Below are 25,057 nucleotides of genomic sequence, written 5' to 3' on the forward strand. Positions count from 1 at the left end.
AAATTTAAGACCGAAGACAACTAATGGCAACAAAACTTAAAGACTCGCTGCTCGTTGTTGAGGACAGCCATGAGGATTTTAAGATGCTGCAACGCTTGATGCGGCGGATGGCTGTTCAAAACCCAATTTATCGTTGTAGTAGTGGAGACGAAGTTTTTGACTTCCTTTATCAAGAGGGAAATTATCAAAATCCTGATTTAGCACCACGACCTTCTGTAATTTTACTCGATCTGAATTTGCCAGGAATTGATGGTCGTAATGTTCTAGAGCGGTTAAAGCAAGATACTAGTTTTAAGGAAATCCCCATTGTTGTCTTTACTACATCTTCCAATCCCAAAGATGTGGAATTCTGCTATGAAAAAGGCGCGAATGGCTATTTAATTAAACCAATGGATGCTCAAGAGCTTCGGAAAATTGTTCAGGCATTTGTAGACTACTGGCTGGAAGTTAATACTCCTCCAGCGTAAAGGGGAGTGGAGACTAAATAAAAGGGACAAGGGGAAAAGGAGACAAGGGGACAAGGAGAGATGGGGAAACTGGGGGAGTAAACGTGAATAACGATTCTCCCCTTTCTCCACGGCAGTTGCTACAAGTCTCTTAACCCGCAAGGGCGCACTGCCTCCCCTGCTGCACCTCTCCCCCTGCTCTCTTCTTCCCTCCCCTCTGCTCCTGGTACTTCTTTCCTAGTCCCCAGTACCAAGTACCCAGTACCGAGTAATAATATGAATTTAATTTGGTTTCTTTTGCGCTCATCTTGGCTGAATGTAGCGATCGCAGGAGTAGCAGGCTCAATTAGTGGTGTGTGCAGTGCTGCTTTGATTGCATCAATCAATACTGCTATTCGCGCCAGCGATCCTGAGTTGAGTCAACTTTTTCTGAGGTTTCTGGGGTTAGTAGTCGCTGCTCTTGCCACCAACTTAATCTCTCAGTTTCTGCTCTCAGGTTTATCTTATGAAGCAGTATATAAATTGCGCTTGCAACTGAGTAATTGGATTCTTGCTTGTCCTTTACGACATCTTGAAGAACAAGGCTCGAATCGAATTCTTGCCACCTTAACCGAAGATACCAACGCGATCGCTGACACAATTGCTGTCGTTCCCTTTTTATGCATTGACTTCGCAATCGTTGTGAGTTGCCTGGTGTATCTTTGCTGGCTTTCTTGGAGTGTTTTTTTAGTAACTGCGGGATTGCTGGTAGGAGCAATGATTTGCATTCAGCTTTTAGTGGCAACAGCTTATGGATTGCTCGAACGTGCCCGTGAAGAGCAGGATCGCCTGTTCAAACACTTTCGTGCTATTACAGACGGAATCAAAGAGCTAAAATTGAATGTCCAACGCCGCCAAGCATTTGTGGCTGAGAACCTGCAAAGAACAGCAGCTGCATCGCGTCGCTACGATACTACAAGTATGAGAATTTTGGGTGTTTCTCTTGGCGTTAGTCAACTGCTGTTTTTTGTAATTGCTGGTTTTCTGGTTTTCGGATTGCCGAGGTTTACATCTGTTGATGTTACAGTTTTGTCAGCATATATCCTAGTCGTAACTTACTTAACCGATCCACTGCAAAGAATTTTGCAAATACTACCCGGTTTAAGTCGTGGTAGTGTAGCGTTGCAGAAGATAGAAAAATTAGGCTTGGTGATCGCGAGCCGCTCTGAAGAGATTCTTGCTCAACCTACTACACTCAACTTCCGAAAACAAATTTGCCTTGTGGACGTTTGTTACACTTACCAGCAGGAATCAGGAGAAAATTTTACACTCGGCCCTATCAACTTAATGTTTCACCCTGGTGAACTAGTCTTTATTATCGGCGGTAATGGCAGTGGAAAATCAACGCTTGCGAAGTTGATTACAGGCTTATATGTTCCACAAGCAGGAGAAATTTTATGGGATGAGCAGCCAGTAACGGATAAAAACAGGGAACAATATCGCCAATTGTTTTCTACTGTATTTTCCGACTTTTACCTGTTTGAGCAACTTCTGGGCATTGCCCCGGATCTTCTAGATACAAAAGCTCAGAATTATCTTGAGCAGTTTCAGCTCAATCAAAAAGTCAAAATTGATGGCGATCGCTTTTCTACAATTGAATTATCGCAAGGTCAGAGAAAGCGATTAGCATTGCTGACAGCATATTTGGAAGATCGTCCCATCTATCTGTTTGATGAATGGGCAGCCGATCAAGATCCATCCTTTCGGGAGAAATTCTACAATCAGCTTCTTTTGGAATTAAAACGTCAGGGAAAAACAGTACTGACAATTACTCATGACGATCGCTACTTTCATTTAGCTGACCGAGTTATTAAACTAGATTACGGAAAATTAGTTTGAGAGTCTAAAGTTGCTGTGAGACTGCACGCATTAGTATAGCCTCAATAGGCTGAATTCCAACCTCAAGAATTTGCTGCCCAAAGCATGGAAACGTCGTACTGATTAAACATGGAATCAGCGCTCAAAATCACCATATCCTCTAGTTGAGCTTGTGCAATCAACATCCGATCAAAGGGATCTCGATGGTGTAAGGGTAGTGTAGCCGCTTGTAATGCATGAGGCGCTCTAATCTCTAGCGATGTCTTCCGGTAAGGGAGCGTTAAAGTCTTCTGGTACTGTGAACCGCCCTCGATCTTGCCCTAAACTATTTCGTCGATTTGATGAGGAGCGAAACGGAACTAACTTTGCGATGGGAATGCCTCGGTTGGAAATAATGATTTCTTCTCCAAGTTCAACGCGTGACAAAAGCCGCGAGAGATTAGTTTTAGCTTGATGGATGTTTACGGTTCCCACGATCAAACTAAGTCTATAAACTAAGTTTGTTTTAATTCTAGTTGCAATATAGAAGCAAGTTTATGAGCGATCGCCTTTGCAACTGTGAGTTATTAGTGGAGGCGTAGTTTTGAGGCGATCGATGGAGCGATCGGCTATGCTTGAAAGTGCAACAACACATAGTTAGTGCGGAGTTGTCTGTATGCCCCAAGCTCTCAAGGCAATTTACCGAAACGGCACATTTATTTTACAATCAGCTTGCAACTTACCAGAAGGGGCTGAGGTTGAGCTATTCATTCAAAGCCCTCAAGTTCTATCACCTTCAATCACCGATCCTGAAACTAAACAGCGTTTTCTTAAAGCACTAGTTGAAAGGATGCAGCAAAACCCCATTCCCCTGAATGCTCCTTATTTCACGCGGGATATGCTGCATGAACGCTGTTGATACCAACATCTTGATTTACGGCATAACAACCTTATTGCGGCGGGCGAGCGCTCTACAGTTAAACTATGAATAAACCTAAAGCGATCGAGGTTTAACAAATGAGAGTTAGATCTGCTAATCCTGATGACGTGTCGCTGATTTTTTCGTTTATCAAGAAGAAAGCAGACTTCGATCGCAAGATTGGTGCTTTTTCTGGCGAGTTGGGGGTATCTGAGGAAAAAATACGCAAAACTCTTTTTGGAGCAGTTCCTTTTTCTTACGTATTGTTTGCAGAGATGTCAGGGCGTGAAGTTGGATTTGCTTTGTATGGATTTAGGTACTCATCATTCGCAGGGCAACCGAGCCTTTGGCTGGATGACTTATATGTGGATGAACAGATGAGAAGCCAGGGAGCCGGAGCAGCATTAATGAGTCATCTTGCTGAAGTTGCCAAGGAAAATGACTGTACCCATCTAGCGTGGAATGCTGATGCTCGCAACCTTCGCGGATTGAGTTTTTATCATCGCTTGGGCGCAAAGATTACAGAACAAAAAGGTAATCGATGTTTTTTGATGTGGATACCTCAGGTGAGATAGGAAATTTTATATTTTATTTAGATTTTCTTCCAAATGTTGCCATTTATGACAATCTAAGAGAAAGAGCTTTCAATCTCTCTCTTAAACTTCTATGCCAGATGCCTGGACGATACTCATTATTGATGATAGTGCAGCGGATCGGAAGATCTATCGTCGATATCTTTTGAAAGACGCTCAACAGTCTTATCAAATTTTAGAGGCAGACTGTGGAGAGGATGGACTTGTTTTATGTCAAAAAACGCGATGCAATTTGATTCTGCTGGATTTTTGTCTGCCTGATATGAGCGGGCTAGAATTTCTCGATCGCCTCAAGCAGCAAAGATTAGAGACTTCTATCCCTGTGATTATGCTTACAGGGCGCGGCGATGAAGAGATCGCTGTGCAAGCGATGAAAAAAGGAGTTCAAGATTATTTAGTCAAGCAAAACTTGACACAAGATGTACTGCAACTTGCTGTTCGCAACACGATCAAGCAATCGTACTTGCAAGCGCAATTGCAAAAAACTCAGGAGCGGCAGCGCTTGATTGCTATGACTGCTCTGAGAATTCGTCAGTCTCTGGATTTGGAGCAAATTTTACATACAGCTGTAACAGAGGTACAGCAACTTTTGAAGTGCGATCGCGTAATGGTATATCAGTTCTTGCCAGATCAAAGTATTGCCAAGATTGCCTGCTCAAGTCAGCCCCAAACAACAGCAGATCGTAACAACCTTCTAAATAGCTGCTGTAAAGTTGCGCGATCAGAAGATGAGTCAGTAAATAATTCTCAATTATTGCTCAAAGATGGTGCATTAGATATTTGCCAGCAGATGGAATCTGACTCAACAATTTGTCACATCTGTCAATATGCAGTCATCAAAGTTAATGAGACTAGCTGGAATTATGACTGTTCCAACCTGTTAGAAGCATCCAATACTGGCGCAAATCAGGTAGTGCCCATTACCCTAAGTAAAAATGAACAGCCACAGTGCAAACCGTGGGGCTTTTTGATGGCTTGTCAATGTTCTGGCAAGCAACATTGGCAAAACGATGAATTAGAGATTCTCCATCAAGTATCAGTGCAGTTAGCGATCGCGATCCAGCAGGCGGAATTACTTGCCAAAACTCAAGCAGCTCTTGTCAAAGAAAAGCAGCTTAACAAATTTAAATCCCAAATTATCACTACCATTTCTCATGAATATCGAACGCCATTAGCTTCTATCTTGGCTTCAGCATCAACACTTAAGCAAAATAAAGATAAGCTAGACGAATTTAAACAACAACGATTCTTAGAAATTATCGAGCAAAAAACACGTCATCTGTCCAAATTAGTAGATGATATGCTTGTCATCGACCAATTAGAATTGGACAAAGCCAAATTTAAGCCTATTGTGTTAGATCTGCGCCAACTTTTCTCTGACTTGCTAGAAGAACAGCGCCAAATAGCAAGCGATCGCCATAAATTGATTTTTAGAAATACAGGCAATCATCAAGGTTTCTGGGGCGATCGAGGACTTTTGCGGCTAATTTTTTCCAACTTAATGTCTAACGCAATTAAATACTCACCGCAAGGTGGCAATGTAGAATTCCATCTTATTAACAAAAACTCACAGGTGATTTTTTACGTCCAAGATGAAGGAATTGGTATACCTATACAAGATCGGGCAAACTTGTTTCAATCTTTTAGCCGAGGCAGTAATGTTGACACTATTCCTGGAACTGGTTTAGGGTTAGCTATTACTAAAGCTTGTGTAGAATTACATGGCGGTAGTATTGCTTTAGAAAGTCAAATACAGCAAGGAACTAAAGTTACAGTTAGCTTACCGAACCAAATTAGTAAATATATTGTGACATCACAAGATAGAAGTTGCTCGTGATATTCTTCTAGTTTTAGAAAGAATACCCCTTTCCTATTTGAGATTTTTGATTGCAATTTTATAACTTAATACAAATTTTGACTTAACTTATACTGTTGCATTTTAGCAATATTTATGAAATTATCATCTCCAGATACAACAATATGTTTATCAATATGTTGTAGCTTTTCTTAAAAAAAGTTAATTAAATGCCCAAAAGTAAACAAATTAGTTGTTGCAAAAGCACCAGAAAGTAAAAGCAGTAAGATTTGTGGGTATGCTATAACAGGTAATAGGGCAGTTGTTTGATTTACTACCAAGCAGAGGTAAATGGCTCTACTAATATAAAGATTTGTCTTAATAAACAAAGCGAGCCTATTTACATCTACGTTATCGATCAAGGTTATAATTTCATCCTGCTGGTATGTATAGAAATCCAACGAAGAAAGCAACAAACAGCAACTAACTTCTTGCAAATTCAAAGATTTAAAAATTGCTAATTTTAAATCTTAAATTGACATTGTACTTCCATATTTTTATTGGAATTTCCCATGAATCACACTACCATTCAGGAACCGCTTGCAGAAGACCAATGGTTTATAGATAGTTCTGAACTACGGCAATTTGTGACTATAGTTCATGAGATAAGCTCTCGCACAAGTTACGATCGCGCGGAAACACTTAGCCTGCTTGAACCTTATTTCAAGCAACTGTTGACAACACAAAATTGGCTATCAGAGCGTTTTGTTCAACCAAATCCTGACAGCAGAATGGGTGGTGGTATTGGGCAATGGCTACTGTATCGTTCTAAGGATCGTTCGTTGAGCGTATTTAGTTTGGTAATCCCCCCTAATTCAACTACTCCTGTTTACGATCATTTGGCTTGGGGATTAGTTGGCTTGTATAAAGGCAAACAAGAAGAAACTGTTTACCGCCGTGTAGATCAAGGCGATGTAGAAGGATATGCCCAACTAGAAATAGTGGGAGTGCGACAACTGAAAGTAGGTGATATCTACAAACTTCTACCGCCAGATGATTACATCCATGCAGTCAAAACAACAACAATCTTTGCACCTTCAGTATCTATTCATGTTCTTGGCAACGATACTGGCTGCATTTGGCGACATCAGTTTCACCCAGAAAAAGAAAGCGTGCATTCTTTTCGCTCTGGATATTCCAACATATTCTGCAATTGAAAAATGTCACTAAAATAAGGCAAAAGAACCGCTGTGCCCTGGTTACTTCGATTGTAAACCAGGGCATTAGCGCGCGATAGGTAGATTATTGTGGCTGGAGTGTTGTAAAAGTCTACCCCTAGCACATTTCTCTCGCTAGAGTTATTTTGAAAGTAGATGTATTCTGAATAGCAGTATGTTAGACAAGCTAACTCCAGAACAAGAGAATTTGATTTTATTCTACCAGGAAAAGTGGAGGAATATAGCACTTTCAACCGAGAGAATAAATCGACCACAAGCAGACTTAGCAGTAAAAGAAATTTATAGATTATGCAATCTGGATGAGCCAGAAGTTGTCTTTTGTGAAAGTCCTTATGAGGCGATGAGTAAGACTTTACCAAAGCTGGAACGTCTTATTATTCAACCGCTACACTGGGGATTTTTGCAGTTGCGTTTTGGTATCTTAAATTTATTTTCGCCAAGAAAGGAAATTTATATAGATAATTTAGCTCTAGAACGTTCTAGTGATATCTATACACATATTCAAACAACATTGTATTTTCAATTTATTTTACAAATGAAAGATATATGTCAGCAATTACAAATTGACATAGCAGATGCCATAGAGTTACAAATCAACACTAACATAACAGAACTATATCATCAATTAACAGAGCAATTAGGGGAACAATATGATAGTAACTTTATTCCTGCTGCTAGCTTTTGTAGTTACTGCAGTTGGTTAGATTATTGGAGTTCCGGATTAAATTACAGCGGCGATCAAAAACTATTACAAACTTTTCAATTAGTAGCAGAGTCTTGCGGTTGGATTTTTCCTTATCAAAGGGTAGCAGTAGTGTGCGATCGCCCCACTAAACTCTGCTTCGACAATCAAAACCGCCTCCATGCTGAAGGTGAACCCGCCATCCAGTTTGCAGATGGCTACAGCCTTTACGCCTATCATGGTGTCACCTTACCAGAAAAATACGGCAAGTTACATCCACATCAATGGCAGTCTTCGTGGTTATTAGCAGAAAAAAATGCTGAACTCAGGCGCGTGTTGATTCAGGGTATTGGCTACGCGCGTATCATTGCAGAATTGCAAGCAATAAAGTTAGATTCATATCAAGAATATACATTGTTAAAAATAGAAAACGAAGTTGATGTCGAGCCAATTTATCTATTAAAAATGACTTGTCCGAGTACCGGATTTATTCATGTGTTGCGCGTGCCACCGGATGTAAAATCAGCGCGGGAAGCTATAGTTTGGGTGAATTGGGGCATTACACCCGAAGAATTTGCGGTGCAAACTTGAAATCTTCAATAACAGAAATAATGTAATAACATACGTAATAACTACTTAGCTGCGGAGGTGATAGTATGCACGCTATCAAAATTAGACAAATAGGTAATTCTCTTGGAGTCACCTTACCTAAAGAGGTTTTACATAAGTTGAATCTTAAGGAAGGCGACACAATTTACCTTACAGAAACAACAGATGGGTTCCAAATCACTCCATACGATCCAGATTTTGAAGCGGCAATGCAAGCATTTGCTGAAACTCGTAAAAACTACCGTAACGCTTTACGTGAATTAGCAAAATGAAAGAACCTCAGTGGGTTCCAGAGTCGGCTGTAATAGCCATTCAACAAGCCTTAATTGCTGAACATGGGAACACCAGGATTAATAGACGCAGGGTTACTTTCAGCTACTCTAGCTAGACCTAAACATTCATTTTGCTACAGTGAGAATGTAACCCTATTTGACTTAGCAGCTGCCTACGGTTACGGTTTGGCAAAAAATCACTGTTTTATAGATGGCAACAAACGCATTTCTCTTGCTGTCATAGATGTATTTTTACGATTAAATGGCTATATGTTGGCAGCACCAGAAGCCGAGGCTGTAGTGATGATACTTGGCTTGGTGGAAGAGACGGAAAATCAAGATACCTTAGCAGTCTGGATTAAAGATAACTCTCAACAACTATAATTTGATTTATTTCAAAACCCGCGCAGAAAAATGTTTTTGATCTAGCCAAAATTGGTGTAAACAAATGCGATTAATTTTATACAGCAAGCCGGGGTGCCATTTATGTGAGGGTTTGCAGGAAAAGCTAGAACAAATTATACAGACGCGACAGCAGTCGCCACAACAGGCAGAACTCCCGTCTTTACAGCTCGAAATTCGGGATATTACCACCCGTGAAGATTGGTTTGGTGCTTATCAGTATGAAGTTCCTGTTTTATTTGTACTGAAACAGGATGCCAAAGAGGAGAATATGCAACTCATACCCCGCCCTTCTCCCCGTGCGACAGTGCAACAGCTAGAAAAAATACTGCAAAAGTATCTATAAGCTATTTGTAGAAATAAGAAATATAGTGCAGAATAAAGCCCAAGAAACTAGGGGCTAGAGTCTGGAGGTTAAAGGTGACAAGCAGACATGGGGACACGGGGAATGTAAATGAAAATTTCTCCCCCACTCTCTCCCTAGTCCCTAGTACCTAGCACGCCAGTCGCTTCAAGTCGGCAAAGCCGCCCAACGCGCTGGCTCCCCTAGTCCCTTTTTTAACGAGGTTGACAACATGAAACTGCGGGAGTTAATCGCTACTGTAGAAGGAATTTTGCAATTACCTGAACATCCAGCGTTAGATGGTGAGGTGAAAGGGCTGACAACTAATTCTCATGCCACAAATCCGGGTGATTTGTTTATTGGTATGCCCGGCACTCGTGTTGATGGTGGAGACTTTTGGCAAAGCGCGATCGCATCCGGTGCTGTGGCAGCGATCGTATCTCCTGGTGCAGCCCAAAAACACCCTCCCACACCAGAGGCTTGTGTAATTAGTGCCACTGACATGACGCAAGCCTGTGCCCAAATATCAGCTGCTTTTTACGATTATCCAGGGCACAAACTCAAACTTGTGGGTGTTACGGGTACTAATGGCAAAACTACAACTACCCACTTAATTGAGTATTTTTTAAACAAAGCCAATAAAAACACAGCTTTAATGGGAACTCTTTATACCAGGTGGCCTGGGTTTACGCAAACTGCTGTACACACAACACCCTTTGCTGTGGAACTGCAACGCCAGCTAGCCGAGGCTGTTGCTGCTGGTAGTGAGTATGGTGTGATGGAAGTTAGTTCCCACGCTCTGGCACAGGGACGAGTACTAGGTTGTCAATTTGAGGTAGGGGTATTCTGTAATCTCACCCAAGATCACCTAGACTTTCACCGGGATATGGAAGATTACTTCGCAGCCAAAGCTTTGCTATTCAGTTCTGATTATCTCAAAGGCAGGGCGATAATTAACGCCGACGATCCCTACGGCAAGCGATTAATATCATCTTTAGATACAGATAAGGTTTGGAGTTATAGTGTTGGCGATTCCACCGCTGATTTGTGGATGAGTAATTTAAGTTACGAGCCAAATGGTGTTAGTGGTACCCTGCATACACCAAAAGGAGATGCAGCTTTTAGTTCACCGTTAGTCGGCCAATACAACCTCGAAAATTTACTGGCAGCAGTAGGAGCAGTTTTACACTTAGGATTAGATTTAGAGTTAGTGACATCTGCCATTCCTGAGTTTCCTGGAGTACCCGGACGAATGGAAAGAGTGCAGATTAGTCAACAGCAGGATATTAGCGTAATCGTGGATTATGCACACACTCCTGATAGCTTGGAGAATTTACTCAAAGCTGCACGTCCATTTATCCCCGGTAAGATGATTTGCGTGTTTGGCTGTGGTGGAGATAGAGACAGGACAAAACGTCCAAAAATGGGTAAAATAGCGGCTGAATTAGCTGACGTAGCAGTAGTTACATCTGACAATCCCCGTACTGAAGATCCAGAGCGAATTTTGCAAGATATTTTGGCAGGGATACCCCAAACAGTGCAACCAATAGTTATATGCGATCGCGCTACCGCTATTCGTACTGCTATTTTACAAGCACAACCCGGAGATGGTATCCTGCTTGCAGGTAAAGGTCATGAAGATTACCAAATTCTTGGAACTGAAAAAATTCACTTTGATGACAGAGAACACGCACGCGATGCTTTAGCACAAAGGATGAAGTAGAGATGCGATGTTCCTCGCGTCTGTACATTGGTAGGGGCGGGTTTTTTTGATGGTTTTCGGATCAAACCGATAATTTATCTTCTTAACCCGCACGGCAGTCGCACTCGACGCGCTTAACCCGACGCTAGGTGCTACAAGTCGGCAGAGCGCAAGGGCGCACTGGCTCCGCAACGCGCTGCCTCCCGTACTGTAGTTAGTAGTGTAGTTTTTATCACTAACTACTAACTATTTTCAATTTATATTGTAAACATTAAATACTTACAATAAAAAAACAGGCAGTATTAATTATTGCTTTATTATTCTTGGTACAGCCCTACTATGCTCGGCTCATGAATTTTTCTTTGACTAAGAAACTGTCAATCTATTACCTGGCTTCGGGTGTACAACCGCCACCTCCGCCCTTATTTTTAAGTCCTGCTAACTTGCTGTCACTGCTGAGGGCGCAAATTGATTTACTAATTGAGCAGCAGATTGCAGCCACTTTGTGGGTGAAACTACCACCAGGAAAAATTTGGCACTCAGAAATTGAGCGCTACCAACAAAAGTTTGGTGAATCTGTAGTTATCTATACTTGTCATGTTGCAAATCGGGGGAAAGTAGAACAGAGAAGCCGCGCACCGGGTGTTTATCAGGTGCCTACTGTGCAAGGTACGCAGTTGCCCCTTGAGAATACTCTACGAGAAGCCGCGCCAAGCACATCTACGTCAGTCGTACCTTACGAGCGTTTACATGAGGCAAACCACGCCAGTTCCCACCCTGCGGGTAGATACGTAGACAGGCGTAATCCAGCTTCTCGTCAAGTAGTGGCTTCTGTACGCAACGAAATGTCTCCTCTGCCACAATCATCAAACTCAAAGGAGACTTCTTGCCTGTCATCCTCTTGTATTGACGTGCAATTCTCACCAGATAGCGAGATACAACGAGAATATTTTCTGATAGTTTTGTCGCCGCAGTTTTGTAGTTTAACTGTGGCTCGTCGAGTCATCAAAAGCCAACAAAATTTACTGGCTATAAATACTCTTGAGGGGAAAATTATTCAGCCAGTTTTAGATGGCATCCAACAGGCAACTATAGCAGGTTCTTTAACCAGTCCACTCGTTGATTTTGTTTGCCCCACCACGCTCGAACCAATACTTATCCATCAACTGTTGGTAAAACAACTTCAGCGACAAAAGGAAATTAATCATGAAATTAAACTGAAGCAAAATCTCAGGATAAAACGACAAAAGCAAATGCTGCACAGCAGTTTGCAGTTCAAAGATGACTTTTTGAACAATGTCTGTCAAGAACTGCGTACACCTTTAACACACATGAAGACAGCGCTGAGTCTATTAAATTCTCCAAGTCTAAAAAATTCTCAGCGACAACGTTATTTACAAATGCTCAAGCAAGAGTGCGATCGCCAGACTTCTCTCATCAATGGTGTAAGAGAATTGATGCAAATCGAACGGGATTTGAAGGAAACAACCTTAGAATTGTTAAACTTGGCAGATGTCGTACCTGGTGTAGTCAGTACCTACCAGCCATTGGCACAAGAAAAAGGCATCATGCTAGCCTACACCGTATCTAGCGAGCTTCCTCCTGTGTGGTGCGTAAATGGAGGGCTAAGACAGATTGTTATTCATTTACTTTCCAATAGTATTAAATTTACCCCTCGCGGGGGTAAAGTATGGGTAAAAGCCCGTACTCAAGGAGATTACGTCCTACTAGAATTTCGCGACACTGGTATTGGTATTGCTGACAGCGAGATTTCCAAAATTTTTGATCGCTTCTATCGCGTGCGCCCGCTAGTTAGTGAAGAGCAAGGTGGTTCAGGTTTGGGCTTAACAATTGTGCTACAACTACTAGAGCGCTGTGGTGGCTCTCTGACTGTAAAAAGCAAGCCCTCAGAAGGCTCAACTTTTACTGTGCAATTGGTAAGTGGCAGTAATACCAATTTTGGATTTTAGATTTTGGATTAAAACCATTTATTAATTGGCTATTCCAGAATTTTGAAGACTCCCCATGCCAATTTGGTGTAAAAAATCCAAACAAGATTATTAAGTTTTCTTAATTTTTAATTTAGAACTTTCTTTCTTTTCTTCTGCTTCCAAAGGCAAGAAAATGGTCAGTACTTCTCCATATTGAGGACGCTCCCGCACGATTAATTTACCACCAATTGCTTGAAATAGATGCTTAGTAGCAGCAAGATTCAAGCTAATAGTACCCGTTTCCGGTTGGAAGGTCAGTAATTGACCAAGGGCTTTACGAATTGGTGGCGTACAGGTAGATGTTGTAACTGTACCGCTGTCTCCTGACTGAGGTTGGGGCAACAATTGTAACTTGAGTTGATCGCCAGCAGGAATTACTTGTACTTGAATATGGCTACCAGCAGGTAAACTGCGGGTGAAATTTTCCATCAAGCCAGTCAGAACTCGATCTAGCATCGCTGGATTGCTGACTACGGTTGGCAAATTTTGAGGTAAAATCACATCTAATGTCAAGTTACGCCGATTTGCCGCTTCTTGCCAACGGGGAATACTTGCCTGTAACACTTGCTCTAGGCACATTGCTGTTAACTGAGTGTTTGTCGGTTTGTCTGTGGCAGAAGTTTCTAATTCAGCCGCCCGAAACAGCAATTCCATCCGATCGATTTGTTCGGTACACTCGCGATCAATAATTTTTAAGCGCTGAATTACGCTAGCAGGCAAGCTGCGCTGCTTAAGCAGTAATCTGGTAATCGTGCGAATGGTTGTTAGAGGAGTGCGAACTTCATGAGCAAAGGCTTGTAGTAATTCCACATCAGAGCGAGAAGAAGGGGAATGGGAAGAAGGAGGATTTGGGGAATTAGGAGAAAACTTCTCCTGATCGAGTTGTGCAGCCGTCGCCTCGTTCGGTTTTTCCTCTGGTAACTCCGCTAGTAGCAGTTGGCTAAACTGCATGATTGTACGGTAATCTGGCGTCGTGGGATGGTACTTTTGTACCAAATCTTCTAATTCGGCAAATAAATCTGGATTGCTCAACATTACCCGTGCGCCCAAGGCTCGCCATGCTTGTTGAGCTACCTCTGGATCGAAGGAAAATAAAAATGCTTTTTTGCCGTCGTTTTCTTCTGCCAAAACCAGCACTAATCTGAATTTATCTGTAAAAACCAGGCAAAACTGCTCTGTTGCTAATGGATCTGTTTTTAGCAACGGTAATATAGACTCATTAGGAGCAGTAACATTGGCGATCGCAACTTCCCCTTCAGGCATCTGAAAGGGCATTAGTGCTAGTGGGTTAAATGGCTGTGCCGTAAAAGTGATTGACTGCAAGCTTTGAGTTAGTTGGGAATGGCTGAAGACAGGTGCAGGTGCAGCCAAAACCAACCCTTGTTTGACATTAGCTGAAATAGTCGCTAGGTTTTTTAATAGTAATTGCTCTGTGGCTGCCAGGCTGATACGCCACTGTTGCTGTGCTTTTGCAGATGAACAAACAGCCGCAGTTGATTGACTATCGTTTAATACTTCGCTCAGACTCGGCAAGATCCATTTGTACACAGGTTTTCACCCCTTAATTCAACAGCGACATCCAGCATTTTGGCAGGCTTTCCACTACTTAATTACGAGGTTATCTGTATTTCGGTGCTGATGAAAGTCGTAGAACCGAACAACAAAGGCGGAATTCCCGTTGCTCTTGGTCAATCCTTACTCAACACTACTAGAAGCAACCACTTCTTTGTGCTCCTCTTTTTTTACGCTCCGTCTCCCCCAAGGCTTGATAACGGAAATAGCAATGATGGCTAAAAGGCAGGAAGTCTGAATTATCGCACCCACAAGTATTGCTTTTTGGTCAAACACATACAATGGATTTTGCAATGCTTGTAACCTTTGTACGTCTGAAATGGCAGTCATTGCATTTGTCCACGGCCCCAGCCACAATGTACCAAAAACAATGAGTGTTACAGTCGCCACCCATTTCACAATTACCCAGTAGTGTTTGAAAAATCCCCAAATTGTCAACCAGCAGAGCAGCCCACCTGTTAATAATGCCAGATTAGCAGCAGGGATAATCACAAAGTCATCTAGCAGTTTTAAAACTGAGTTGATCGCATACAACTCATCTCCGTTGGGAGTGTTGCGGTTACTCAAAGTGATCGCAATCATACATAAAGCTGTTCCAAACCAAATCCCTCCAAAGGCAACATGAAAGGACAGCAACCAGTTTTTCTGCTTGACACTTAGCTTTTTCATAGTGATTTTATTTTGCTAGTTGTAATTAGCTGGCTTATAGTTAGGCGCCTAATTACAAGTTACAATAAGCGAGACTCTTTGGCAATAAATAAGCTAATTTAAGTAGGTAGACATAATTAAATGTAAAATCTCTATCACCAAAACTGGATAGGATAAGCTTTCTAGCTTCTACTAGTTACGGTTCAAGCATTGCAGGAGTTCCAGACTTTAACTTTCCTAATAGTTCAATCAGCGTCTTTTTCTCTTTGTCAGTCAGATTCGCCATTAAACCAGTGGTACGGCAAAAGTGATCTGGTAACATTTGGAACAGTAATTGCCGTCCTTTGTCTGTTAACTGCACGCTCAACATCCGCCGATCATCTGGGTAAGGTTGACGTTGAACTAATCCATCTCGTTCTAATCCATCTAAAAGTCCCGTGATAGTTGCTCTTGTTACACCTGCACGTTCTGCACATTCGGATGGTGTTAACCCTTTTTCGTCAACGACAAACAACTGCATTAACAAAGTAAATTTTCCCATCGAAAGACCATAGCGAGCAAAATGAACATCTAAAGCTGCATAAACATCAATAGTAGTAGCAAGAAAGGCTAGACAACTCTCTACAGAAGCTAGATCTAATTCTGGAAAAATATTGGCAAGTTGTTCTAAAGCTTGGCGATTGACAAAGGGGCGTAACGTAACCACAGTCTTGAATCATTTTAATTAGCTGACTAACTATAAGTTAACTTAAAAGATTAATAGACAAGACCAATTCTTAAAAAGACTCATAAACCACAGAAGCGATTCTCCTCCCCAGAGGCTTTGCCAACACCCAAACCAACTAATTTTAATGAGATGATTTCTTATTAAGAGTTAAAATTTTGATCTCTCTCAAGCGATCGCTATGACAATCACCCTTTCCCAGCAAGCTTTTGATGAACTATTTCATGAGATGGTGGAACCTTCCCAACACCCAGATCCAGATGATGAGTTGGACGTAGTATACAAATATCCGCGCCGACTGGGACAGGGTTACTGGCGAAGAATCGAGTTGCGTCAAGGGTTGGAGTTGATTGTTGGAAATGTACAAATGCGCACTCGCATGATCATCATACAGCCAGAACAGGAACATGAGTTGTTAGAGTATCACTTTCATTTTTCTGGGGAACATCATGATAAATACAGAACTGTTAACGGAGGTGAATATAGTTTCTTAGGGAGTGGACTAGATCCAAAGCAAACCAGTTATTGTTCAGATCAAAACTCTTTTCTGGAGATAAGTATCTATATGCAGCCCAAATTACTATATTCTTTTGCTGCCAATCCAGAAGGACAATTACCCCAGGCACTGCAACCGTGGATTCGGCCATCTCATCAAACATATTACTGCCGCTGTGGAACTGCAACACCTGCAATGCGAACTGTTGCAAAGCAAATTATCCAGTGTCCTTATCAGGGAATTACCAAGCGCCTGTATTTGGAAGGTAAAGCTTTAGAGTTAATGGGGCTGTTGGTTGCACAGGAGATAGAAATAAAGGATGGTAATAACCACCTACACACTTTGAAGCCAGATGTAGTAGAAAGAATTTACCATGCCAGAGATATTTTGCTAAAACGATTGAATAATCCGCCTTCGTTTATGGAACTGTCAAGGGCAGTGGGTTTAAACGATTATTTGCTTAAACAGGGATTTCGTCAGGTATTTGGCACAACCGCTTTTAATTATTTACATCACTATCGCCTAGAACAAGCCCGTGAACTCCTAGAAACTGGAGATTTGAAAGTGTCAGAAATTGCTAACATTGTTGGGTTTGTTAGCCATAGCTATTTTGCCACAGCCTTTAAGAAAAAATTTGGTCTTTGTCCAAAGCAATATCAAATGCAGCAGAAAAAATCCTTCCAGCGATAAAAAAAAATCCCTCTAGCGATAAAAAAGTCTTCAAATCACACCAAGAAATTAAGTAAGTTTGTTGACAATTAATATCAACTTTGGTGTGAGCAGTGTTGAATTTGTGGCAGCGATCGCTTTTTCTAACAAGTATGTTTTGTCTTCTAGGTGTACAAGTAGTATGGGCAGAGAATGATAGTGTGGTTGCAAGCGATGCCTGCGGCGCGGAATGCCAACGCACAGAACCGTCAACTGTTGCCACACCAGCACAATTACAACAGAAGCAAATTTCCATCCGTCAGGTGAGAGATTTAGAGAAGGTTTCTAAGCGTGTGGAAGATTTGTTTGCTCAACAGCCAAATACCCCAGCACCCGCACTCATCCAAATCACAGGAGTGAAAGCCAATCCTACCGACAATGGTGTGGAGGTAATTTTAGAAACAGATCAAGGGCAACAACACAGCCTACAGAAATTCAGGTAGTTTTATCGATTTTTACAATAGTGAACACTTCAATATATCACCTGTCGTCAGTGTGGCGATCGGTGAAAGAACTAACTTGACTTTAGAGGGAGACTATATCTATACAAGAGATTCTGGATTCACACCTTTCGTACCCGTCGTTGGCTCTGTACTATCTAACCCCAATGGTAAAATTCCCCGTCATCGCAACGTTGGTGAACCATCCGATGAAATAAACGCATCATTGACAAGGCTGGGATACCAACTAGAACACAAATTTAGCGATAATTGGTCATTACGTAATGCTTTTCTCTACAATTTTCGTGATTACAGTGACCAAAGAACGCTTCCCGGAGCATTGCAAGCAGATAACCGTACCCTGAATCGTTCCTACCGAGAATTCGACTTTGAAAGCACGTCTTATAATCTAAGTACAAATGTTGTTGGCAACTTTTTTCCCTGGCAAAGATGGAGGTATTCCCCCGGAATTAAAATTATTGGCAAAGGAGAATAATTGGCAAACTCTAATTTATCCAGAAATGACTCCATCAGTGCGATTTTTGACACAACAAATATTTAATTGTCCCTATCAAGGAATTACAAAACGAATTTATTTACAAGCGAAGGTGCTAGAGTTAATCGCTTTACAAATATCTCCTATCCTCACGGGTGGAGATTTGACCCAAGCATCACCATTAAAATCAGATACCATTGCCCGGATTCATCATGCCAAACAAATTATTCTTTCTTGCTTAGAAAACCCTCCCTCGTTAATAGAATTAGCTGCATTGGTGGGGGTGAGTGATAGAACTCTCCGCCGAGGATTTCGAGAGTTATTTGGCATAACTGTATTCGGTTATCTCACTCAAAAGCGGATGGAGAAAGCCGAGCAATTTTTGCGCGGAACTAATATGACAGTTGCCGAGGTTGCAAATCTTGTAGGTTATACTCACCTCGGACACTTTGCCGCCGCCTTTAAGCGCAGGTATGGCATTACCCCCAGAGAATGTTTGTTGGGTAAAAAGTCCGTATCGGGACTGTGATAGTTTTTGAGGAACTATTATAGATTTGCAGCAGCCTTTAAGAGAAAGTATGGTATTAAGTAAGTCGGCAATAAAAAATAATGTTATGTAGAAGGGTGTAAAATATAGGACTATACATACTCTACGTATATATTCAAAAATCAAATATTATATATACAATTCTATTCTTGTTCTTCAACTTTTTTTTGTTTAACATAATTGCGAAAATCATCTATTGTAAGTTGATTGAGCCATTGGTGACGTTCTTTAGTATAATCACCATAACCCACTTCTAACTGCTGTAAAAACCTCAGCATTCCTGCTACCCCTAAAGCATCAATTAGGGCTTGATATCCTTTTTGTCTAATTTCCCTCAACCTCATTGTTTTCTGCCTCTATTTGCAAAATATTCATTAACCAAATCATGGGGTTTTCGACTTCTATGCTGAAAATATTTTGATATTGCTTGGCTTTCCTAAGAAGTCGGTCATCAGTTGTCAACAATACATCAGCATCTCCTGCTTCTGCAAAAGCTAAATGTAGCGCATCATAAAATTTGAAGCTCAACTTCATTAATTCTTCTCCTCTCAAGACAATATTTTCAGTTGATTGAATATAAGTATTCGCTACATTTAATATTGATTTGACCTGTTGTTGTTTAAATGAGTCTGAATGTTGACTAACCTCAAATTCAATCATATCGCTATTCATCAATATCCACTTGCCATCTTCGCAATATTGAATAATCTGCGTTACAGCTTCAGCCTCCATGCGAATCCGAAATTGTTCTAAATTATCTAGAGTTCGATTTAAACAACAAACATCAAGATAAATTTTGTAAATTTTACTCATACTATATATTAATTCACGCTAGATATCTGTACCATCCTTTTCTCAAATCGAAATTACACCAAGAGAATGTTTGTTAGGTAAAAAGTCCGTATCGGGACTGTGATGCCGTTTGAGGATAGACTTGACTAAATATACTCCTTTACACTCTGGTTTATTGCAATTAAGAAATATACGCAATAAATAATATTGTTAATTGTGTGGGGAGTGGTATGAAAAGTTGGCGATCGCTCAACGTTTATCTTTGGTTGGTGGTGAGTACAGTAGGAATCATCACTGCTATATTTGCTCAACCTGTGCAAGCATTAGAATTAGGAAAAAAGCAGCTCTCGGTATCAAGCCCATCGGTTTTGCATCCTACAATAGCGGAGGAAAAGAAGGTCTTTTTGGTGTATCTTTTGAAGAGGTTAAAGGAACTAAGAATGTCGGGGACTCATTGCAGCCTTCATTAGAAAAAATTTTGATGCTCAAACCCGATTTGATTTTATCCTCAGATTTCGGCAACGCTCATCAAAAATATAAGTTATTATCAGCGATCGCACCTACTGTTTCAGTCCCGAATGATGCTGACATCCCAGCTATAGATTGGGAAAACAAAACTTACTTTAAAGAAAATCTTCGATATATTGCCAAATTAATTGGTCAAGAAATAAAAGCAGAGGAAGTTTTAAATAAATACCAAAAACGAACTGAAGAATTGAAGAAACGTTTAGGAAACCATTTACAGCAAATAGAGGTTTCCGTAATTTTTTATGGTGAGGGTTATATTTGGACAATTGCTAAAAGCGATACCATTTCTCATGTTTTAACAGATATTGGGCTACGTCATAAATTTGTACCTCGTGGCGAGTGGAATCTCAGCATTGAAACCATCAACAAATACGATGCTGATGTCCTATTTATTGTTGATGTTGACGAGCGATCGCCAAGCTTTTATTTCCAAAACCCCATGTTTAGCAGTCTAAAAGTAGTCAAAAACAATCGAGCTTATGTTGTCAGTCAAGAAAATTGGCGAGGCTTCGGTATATCAGGAGCTAATAAGATATTGGATGACTTGTTTAAATACTTGCCGGAAGCTACATGAGAAATCCTGTTCTAATAAAAAGATGGTTTGTCTTGTGGCTGATGAATTAAAGCCTATCCTACCGAAGACAATTCTAGTCATTGGTTTTTGATTCTTAACCAATGACCAAAACCTAATCCAACTCTCGCCTTCCTTCCAAAGCTCGTGCTAGCGTTACCTCGTCAGCGTACTCCAAATCTCCACCTACAGGCAAACCAAAAGCAATGCGCGTCACCTTGGTAAATGGCTTGAGTAACTGACCGATGTACAGTGTTGTTGTCTCCCCTTCTACACTGGGACTAATTGCCAAAATTACTTCTTGTGGCTTTTGCTGGCTGACTCGTTGTATGAGAGGTTGGACAGTGATTTGTTCTGGCCCTATACCATCTATGGGAGAAATTACTCCACCTAATACATGATACTTGCCTTTGTACTCTCTAGTTTTTTCTAAGGCAATTACATCACGAGAATCAGCAACAACACAAATAGTTTTGTTATCACGGCTGGGGTTGCGGCAAATTTCACAAATCGGTTCAGCAGAAAGATGAAAGCACTCTTTACACAAGCCTATTTGTTTTTTGGCTTCAATTAAAGCTTGTGCCAAAGCCTGTACTTCTGTTTCTGGACGTTTCAAGATGTGCAGCGCCAGCCTTTGGGCAGTTTTAGGGCCAACTCCTGGCAAGCGTTGCAATTGCTCGATTAACCGTGCTAAAGGACGTGCGTAAACCGTGGTTTTGTCTCCAGTATGTTCTTACCTTAACTATGATGACATTCTTACAAGATTTTTGATTGGCTAGGTGAGATAATCCGATCGCCTGATGTAAAAATTTATTCTAGCTGTTCTTTAAATACAACTAGCAAGCAATTACACAGCTTGAAATTGGCACAATAACAGCCCAAACCATTGATTCTCGTCAGTCCACACTTTTTGTGGAATCAAGCCCTTGGCTTTCAGTTCCTGCTGAATAGTATTGAGGTTAAATTTTCGGGAAATTTCAGTGCGGATAGTTTCACCTGATTCAAAATTTACTTTGAGTTTGAGAGCGTTCAATTCGACAGTTTGCGATCGCTCACTTTTGAGATGCATCTCAATTTGATGTGCAGTTTCGTTATAAAATGCCCAGTGGGTAAACTGCGTCGGATCAAAATTGCCTGCAAATCGCCAATTTAGATGCTCAAGCATATTCAGGTTAAAAGCAGCCGTCACTCCTTGAGCGTCGTTATAAGCAGCCTCTAAAATATGTTTTGGCTTTTGCAAGTCTACTCCTAATAAGAAATACTCTCCCACCTGCAAGGCTGCTGTGATTTGAGACAAGAAAACATTACACTCTTGAGGGTTCAAATTACCCAAAGTACTACCAACAAAACAAATCATCCGACTGGTTAATTGTCTAGGTTCCAGTTGAGAAAGCGCTAACTCATAAGTTCCTGCTAATGCATAAACTTGCAGTGAAGGATAATCTGCTAGTAGTTGTATAGCACTACTTTCCAGCATCCCTGCACTCACATCAATGGGAAGATAGCGCAGAGGTAACCCTTGCTGTTGATAAGCATTTAGTAAAAGACGAGTTTTAGTTGAGCTACCACTACCTAGTTCAACAATTTCACAAGCACCAGTTATTTCAGCAATTTCGCAGGCATAAATTTGTAAAATTTTTGTCTCTGTTCGAGTCAGGTAATATTCTGGTAATTCACAGATTTGCTCAAATAACTCAGAACCGCGATCGTCGTAGAAATAGCGTGGCGGTAAAGTTTTAGGCGTCTGAGTTAATCCTTGAACCACATCACTTCCAACACCAGAAGAAATAATCAAAGTTGGTTCTAGCAAACATTGTATTTGTAAGCGGTTTTCTATGCTGTGTTGAGAACTAATACCGCTGTTGCCAGGTTGAGATCTTGTCATTACTCCTCCGTTAGCTTGGTTTGGCAGGATGCTTAAGGATTGCAAACCTCAAACCAGAAATAGTGAAACATAAAGCCATATTTGATAACATCACGCCTGAGCTAGATTTATTCAGCACTATAGTTATCTTTTCGGATCTTCCAATTAAATAGGCAAAGATTTGTGATTTGTTGATGGGTACAGACGCGATTAATCGCGTCTGTACAATTACTCCCCTTATCCCCTATTCCCCATTTTTGGCACAGCGAAATCCCGCCAAAATTTGCCGCACGCCAGGATGATACCAGTTACGAAAGCTAGCTCGTAGCGCCCAAGGGCGAGTTGCCCAACTACCGCCTTTTAAAACGCGATGCTGACGGTCAAAATAAACTTGAGAGTAACCAATGTAAGGGTAATACTGAAAGCCTTCGTAACCATCAAACCAGGTAGCTGTCCACTCCCAGACATTGCCTAAAGTATCGTACAAACCATAGGCACTTTGCCCACTAGGATAAGCATCTACTGACGTAGTTTTACCAATTTCTGTATCATGATTGCAATATTCAGGTTTTGGTTCTTCATCCCCCCAAGGATAGGTGCGACGATGGTTAGCTTTTGCATCCCAAACTACAGCTTTCTCCCACTCAGCTTCTGTGGGTAAACGCTTACCGACAAATCGTGAGTAGGCTTGTGCTTCGTACCAACTGACACTACAAACTGGATGATTATCAAAGGCTGGATTGTCACACCAGTAAAGAGGCTGCATTACTTTCTGTGTTTGCAACCATTCCCAACCAGCTTTTGACCACCATTGTGGATTATTGTAACCTCCCGCTTCCATGAATACTCGATACTGGCTACAAGTCACAGGGTAACGGTCAATATAATAAGTATCGAGATAAACACGATGTGCAGGGCGCTCATTATCTAAAGCATCTGGCGAGTCACTACCCATCTCAAATTCACCAGCCGGAATTTGGATCATCTCGACGGGAGGGGTGCAAGGGTATAAGGGTTTAGGAGTGTAGGGGAATTTTTTGATACTTGATTGTTGCCTCTTGCACATTTCCAGCACAAAGCAAATAATCTCGCTATGCTGACTTTCATGCTGAAGCAAAAATCGCCAAAGACTTTCTTCTGTTTCTAAATCAGCTACTTCCAGGTAATTTAAAACTTTGTCTCTAACTGTGTTTAGGTAATAAAGAATTTCCTCTAAATTAGGTAATTTGACACGTTCTGATTTGGGTAAACCATCAGCTGCAAATAGCTTGCGATATTGTGGAAATGCACACGGCAAGCCTGCGCTGCGTTCTAGCAACCATAAAGACTCGGTGTAAGCAATATGCCCTAAGTGCCAACCAACAGGGCTAAAGTCAGGATGGGGCTGACAACAGAAAGTTGCTTCATCCATTTCCTCGAACAAGCTAAGAGTTTTAGTACGGCACTGAATAAAGGCACGAGCAAATATTTCGTTTAAATTAGATTTGTTCAATTCGGATATCACAGCCTTTCCCCACACTAATAATGCTGTTTTCTGGGCAAGAGTTCCAATTTCCTGCAAATAGAGGTTCGGATGCAATGATTGTGGCATCGGGAAAATTTGGATCTTTAGCTATCCAATAAAGAGAAGGAGCAGGTGACTTTGTGCCAAAGCGAGAAGCAATTAGGCGATCGCCATCACTAATAACTAGGTTGGCATAAACGTAGGTTTGATAACTTTGTGCCATCTGTGCCAGTTGTAGCAATGTTGTGTGTAATGCCTGTTCCAGACTTTTGCCAGGGTTAGTTTGCCGCTCGTGCAACAGTAAAGCAAAAATGTGTTCAGAATCAGTGGTTCCACCAAGCCATTGATAAATTTCATCACTCAGCTGGTTGCGAATTGGGCGATATAATGTTTGCCGAAATTTGTTAATGCGACCATTGTGAATGAATAATAAACGCTGATACTGGAATGGCTGAGAGTTACTAAAATCAAGAGCTTGACCTGGTGTGGCACTGCGAATGTAAGCAAGTATGCAGTTAGATTCTACATAGCGGCTAAGACTTGGCAAGTTGATATCATTCCAAATCGGCAATGTATTTTTATAAATAAAAGGTTCAGTATCTTTTTGCGGATGATACCAACCGACGCCAAAACCATCAGCATTTACCACTCCAGAAAGCATCTCGCGGGGTTGATAGCTCTGAACTATCAGTGAATGTTCTGGTTTGTATAGGAGAGGTTCCAAAGACACAGGCGAACCAAAATAAGCAAGTAGACGGCACATAGTTAAGGAATTTGCTCCTGATTACTGTAGAGAATAAGCTTGTAGGCTGAGAATTCCCTGAAAATTATATAAATTTATCCATGATTGCGCTTGCTTACTCGTTGTTTTTGGCAGGAAAATATGTTCATCAATCATCTAGGCAGAGCGATCGCTTAGTCAAAAAAAGCAACGGCGACTGTTTTATTGCTCAGTCGCCGCGATGTTGATGTTATTGCTAATTAGGGATTGTTAACAGCGATCGCGTTTCAAATCCCATATAACCTTCTCTAGATACCAATCGAGTGCCTGTCCTGGATTGATGTTCTGCTGGTGTTTGAGCAATCGATAAGCGGCTAATGCGTCGCCATGAAGTAAGCTTAGTAGCTCGATCTGCAGTGCTTTGTCCGCTTCTACTAAAGGTCTTGCTTGGTTTTCCATCTGCTGTTGCAGATCCAATTCTTTGTAATGTGTTTTAACTATTAACTTGTCTACCTCGGATTGCTTTTGAAGTAGTTCTGCCATTTGTATTTCTAGTTCAGCTTTTTTGTTGGTTAATTGAGCTTGTATTCTGCGTAATTCTAGTAACTCTTGCTGTAA

The 25,057-nt window shown here is 41.2% G+C and carries 28 protein-coding genes and 1 pseudogene; 17 read left to right on the forward strand and 12 right to left on the reverse strand.

The window, feature by feature from the left end; all coding sequences use genetic code 11:
• Positions 1–23: 23 nt before the first annotated feature.
• Both UYC_RS0120785 and UYC_RS0120790 read left to right on the forward strand, forming a co-directional pair.
• Positions 24–467, forward strand: a complete 444-nt coding sequence (locus tag UYC_RS0120785) for a response regulator (RefSeq protein WP_026087502.1) — start codon at positions 24–26, stop codon at positions 465–467.
• 255 nt (positions 468–722) lie between these two features.
• Positions 723–2,324 (forward strand): cyclic peptide export ABC transporter, encoded by a 1,602-nt coding sequence (locus UYC_RS0120790; RefSeq protein WP_016875382.1) that lies wholly within the window; start codon positions 723–725, stop codon positions 2,322–2,324.
• Positions 2,325–2,386: 62 nt separating this feature from the next.
• Here the strand turns inward: UYC_RS0120790 and UYC_RS36720 are convergent, their stop codons facing one another.
• Together UYC_RS36720 and UYC_RS36725 are read right to left on the reverse strand one after the other, a co-directional pair.
• Positions 2,387–2,617 carry a type II toxin-antitoxin system VapC family toxin gene (locus UYC_RS36720; RefSeq protein WP_127011293.1) on the reverse strand — a complete coding sequence of 77 codons (231 nt, stop codon included), beginning with the start codon at positions 2,615–2,617 and terminating at the stop codon, positions 2,387–2,389.
• The gene (locus UYC_RS36725) at positions 2,550–2,777 is read right to left on the reverse strand and encodes a type II toxin-antitoxin system Phd/YefM family antitoxin (protein ID WP_016879644.1); all 228 of its coding nucleotides are present in this window, start codon (positions 2,775–2,777) and stop codon (positions 2,550–2,552) included. The genes UYC_RS36720 and UYC_RS36725 overlap by 68 nt, the downstream gene beginning before the upstream one ends.
• A gap of 181 nt (positions 2,778–2,958) precedes the next feature.
• Between UYC_RS36725 and UYC_RS0120800 the strand changes: the two genes are divergently transcribed.
• The 10 genes from UYC_RS0120800 to UYC_RS0120850 all read left to right on the forward strand — a co-directional run bounded on the left by UYC_RS0120800 (position 2,959) and on the right by UYC_RS0120850 (position 12,807).
• Complete coding sequence (locus UYC_RS0120800; protein WP_016875380.1) at positions 2,959–3,201, forward strand: antitoxin family protein; 243 nt, start codon at positions 2,959–2,961, stop codon at positions 3,199–3,201.
• 98 nt (positions 3,202–3,299) lie between these two features.
• Positions 3,300–3,776: a GNAT family N-acetyltransferase gene (locus UYC_RS0120805; RefSeq protein ID WP_016875379.1), complete on the forward strand. Its 477-nt coding sequence runs from the start codon at positions 3,300–3,302 to the stop codon at positions 3,774–3,776.
• Between the two features lie 91 nt (positions 3,777–3,867).
• Positions 3,868–5,631 (forward strand): ATP-binding protein, encoded by a 1,764-nt coding sequence (locus UYC_RS0120810; RefSeq protein ID WP_016875378.1) that lies wholly within the window; start codon positions 3,868–3,870, stop codon positions 5,629–5,631.
• Between the two features lie 530 nt (positions 5,632–6,161).
• Complete coding sequence (locus UYC_RS0120820; RefSeq protein WP_016875376.1) at positions 6,162–6,806, forward strand: cysteine dioxygenase family protein; 645 nt, start codon at positions 6,162–6,164, stop codon at positions 6,804–6,806.
• Positions 6,807–6,981: 175 nt separating this feature from the next.
• Positions 6,982–8,100 carry a DUF6745 domain-containing protein gene (locus UYC_RS0120825; RefSeq protein WP_016875375.1) on the forward strand — a complete coding sequence of 373 codons (1,119 nt, stop codon included), beginning with the start codon at positions 6,982–6,984 and terminating at the stop codon, positions 8,098–8,100.
• Between the two features lie 65 nt (positions 8,101–8,165).
• Positions 8,166–8,390 (forward strand): AbrB/MazE/SpoVT family DNA-binding domain-containing protein, encoded by a 225-nt coding sequence (locus UYC_RS0120830; RefSeq protein WP_016875374.1) that lies wholly within the window; start codon positions 8,166–8,168, stop codon positions 8,388–8,390.
• Positions 8,391–8,453: 63 nt separating this feature from the next.
• Positions 8,454–8,774 (forward strand): type II toxin-antitoxin system death-on-curing family toxin, encoded by a 321-nt coding sequence (locus UYC_RS0120835; RefSeq protein ID WP_016875373.1) that lies wholly within the window; start codon positions 8,454–8,456, stop codon positions 8,772–8,774.
• A gap of 64 nt (positions 8,775–8,838) precedes the next feature.
• Positions 8,839–9,138: a glutaredoxin family protein gene (locus UYC_RS0120840; RefSeq protein ID WP_016875372.1), complete on the forward strand. Its 300-nt coding sequence runs from the start codon at positions 8,839–8,841 to the stop codon at positions 9,136–9,138.
• 229 nt (positions 9,139–9,367) lie between these two features.
• Positions 9,368–10,858 carry a UDP-N-acetylmuramoyl-L-alanyl-D-glutamate--2,6-diaminopimelate ligase gene (locus tag UYC_RS0120845; protein WP_016875371.1) on the forward strand — a complete coding sequence of 497 codons (1,491 nt, stop codon included), beginning with the start codon at positions 9,368–9,370 and terminating at the stop codon, positions 10,856–10,858.
• A gap of 329 nt (positions 10,859–11,187) precedes the next feature.
• Positions 11,188–12,807 (forward strand): DICT sensory domain-containing protein, encoded by a 1,620-nt coding sequence (locus tag UYC_RS0120850; protein ID WP_016875370.1) that lies wholly within the window; start codon positions 11,188–11,190, stop codon positions 12,805–12,807.
• Positions 12,808–12,897: 90 nt separating this feature from the next.
• Here UYC_RS0120850 and UYC_RS0120855 read toward each other — a convergent pair whose 3' ends face one another.
• The 3 genes from UYC_RS0120855 to UYC_RS0120865 form a co-directional block, all read right to left on the reverse strand.
• Complete coding sequence (locus tag UYC_RS0120855; RefSeq protein WP_016875369.1) at positions 12,898–14,376, reverse strand: sensor histidine kinase; 1,479 nt, start codon at positions 14,374–14,376, stop codon at positions 12,898–12,900.
• Between the two features lie 147 nt (positions 14,377–14,523).
• Positions 14,524–15,069, reverse strand: coding sequence for a hypothetical protein (locus tag UYC_RS0120860; protein WP_016875368.1), 546 nt, complete (start codon positions 15,067–15,069; stop codon positions 14,524–14,526).
• 175 nt (positions 15,070–15,244) lie between these two features.
• Complete coding sequence (locus UYC_RS0120865; protein ID WP_016875367.1) at positions 15,245–15,754, reverse strand: MarR family winged helix-turn-helix transcriptional regulator; 510 nt, start codon at positions 15,752–15,754, stop codon at positions 15,245–15,247.
• Positions 15,755–15,953: 199 nt separating this feature from the next.
• Here UYC_RS0120865 and UYC_RS0120870 point away from each other — a divergent pair, with 199 nt between their 5' ends.
• From UYC_RS0120870 to UYC_RS0120880, 4 genes are all read left to right on the forward strand, one after another.
• Complete coding sequence (locus UYC_RS0120870) at positions 15,954–16,958, forward strand: AraC family transcriptional regulator (RefSeq protein WP_016875366.1); 1,005 nt, start codon at positions 15,954–15,956, stop codon at positions 16,956–16,958.
• Between the two features lie 92 nt (positions 16,959–17,050).
• A complete protein-coding gene (locus UYC_RS0120875; protein WP_235082968.1) occupies positions 17,051–17,419 on the forward strand; it encodes a hypothetical protein in 369 nt (122 codons plus the stop codon).
• Between the two features lie 52 nt (positions 17,420–17,471).
• Positions 17,472–17,912, forward strand: a complete 441-nt coding sequence (locus UYC_RS37980) for a TonB-dependent receptor domain-containing protein (protein ID WP_127011292.1) — start codon at positions 17,472–17,474, stop codon at positions 17,910–17,912.
• Positions 17,836–18,441: a helix-turn-helix transcriptional regulator gene (locus UYC_RS0120880; protein ID WP_016875364.1), complete on the forward strand. Its 606-nt coding sequence runs from the start codon at positions 17,836–17,838 to the stop codon at positions 18,439–18,441. Before UYC_RS37980 ends, UYC_RS0120880 begins: the two co-directional genes overlap by 77 nt.
• 161 nt (positions 18,442–18,602) lie before the next feature.
• On the opposite strand, the gene UYC_RS0120885 is transcribed toward UYC_RS0120880, so the two are convergent.
• Entirely contained in the window at positions 18,603–18,803 is a 201-nt protein-coding gene (locus UYC_RS0120885; protein ID WP_016875363.1) for a hypothetical protein, read from the reverse strand.
• Positions 18,784–19,272: a PIN domain-containing protein gene (locus UYC_RS0120890; protein ID WP_016875362.1), complete on the reverse strand. Its 489-nt coding sequence runs from the start codon at positions 19,270–19,272 to the stop codon at positions 18,784–18,786. The genes UYC_RS0120885 and UYC_RS0120890 overlap by 20 nt, the downstream gene beginning before the upstream one ends.
• A gap of 193 nt (positions 19,273–19,465) precedes the next feature.
• Here UYC_RS0120890 and UYC_RS0120895 point away from each other — a divergent pair, with 193 nt between their 5' ends.
• Positions 19,466–20,353, forward strand: a complete 888-nt coding sequence (locus UYC_RS0120895; protein ID WP_235082967.1) for an iron-siderophore ABC transporter substrate-binding protein — start codon at positions 19,466–19,468, stop codon at positions 20,351–20,353.
• Between the two features lie 112 nt (positions 20,354–20,465).
• Here the strand turns inward: UYC_RS0120895 and recR are convergent, their stop codons facing one another.
• The 5 genes and pseudogenes from recR to UYC_RS35680 form a co-directional block, all read right to left on the reverse strand.
• Entirely contained in the window at positions 20,466–21,023 is a 558-nt protein-coding gene (recR, locus tag UYC_RS0120900) for a recombination mediator RecR (RefSeq protein WP_016875360.1), read from the reverse strand.
• Between the two features lie 174 nt (positions 21,024–21,197).
• Positions 21,198–22,235 carry an L-histidine N(alpha)-methyltransferase gene (egtD, locus tag UYC_RS0120905; protein ID WP_016875359.1) on the reverse strand — a complete coding sequence of 346 codons (1,038 nt, stop codon included), beginning with the start codon at positions 22,233–22,235 and terminating at the stop codon, positions 21,198–21,200.
• A 223-nt stretch (positions 22,236–22,458) separates the two neighbouring features.
• Positions 22,459–23,718 (reverse strand): ergothioneine biosynthesis protein EgtB, encoded by a 1,260-nt coding sequence (gene egtB, locus UYC_RS0120910; RefSeq protein WP_016879646.1) that lies wholly within the window; start codon positions 23,716–23,718, stop codon positions 22,459–22,461.
• Positions 23,693–24,481: an ergothioneine biosynthesis protein EgtC gene (gene egtC, locus UYC_RS0120915; RefSeq protein ID WP_016875357.1), complete on the reverse strand. Its 789-nt coding sequence runs from the start codon at positions 24,479–24,481 to the stop codon at positions 23,693–23,695. The genes egtB and egtC overlap by 26 nt, the downstream gene beginning before the upstream one ends.
• Before the next feature lie 228 nt (positions 24,482–24,709).
• Positions 24,710–25,057, reverse strand: a pseudogene (locus UYC_RS35680) (hypothetical protein); the annotation flags it as partial.

The sequence above is a fragment of the Chlorogloeopsis fritschii PCC 6912 genome, from assembly GCF_000317285.1.
Classification (GTDB): Bacteria; Cyanobacteriota; Cyanobacteriia; order Cyanobacteriales; family Nostocaceae; genus Chlorogloeopsis; species Chlorogloeopsis fritschii.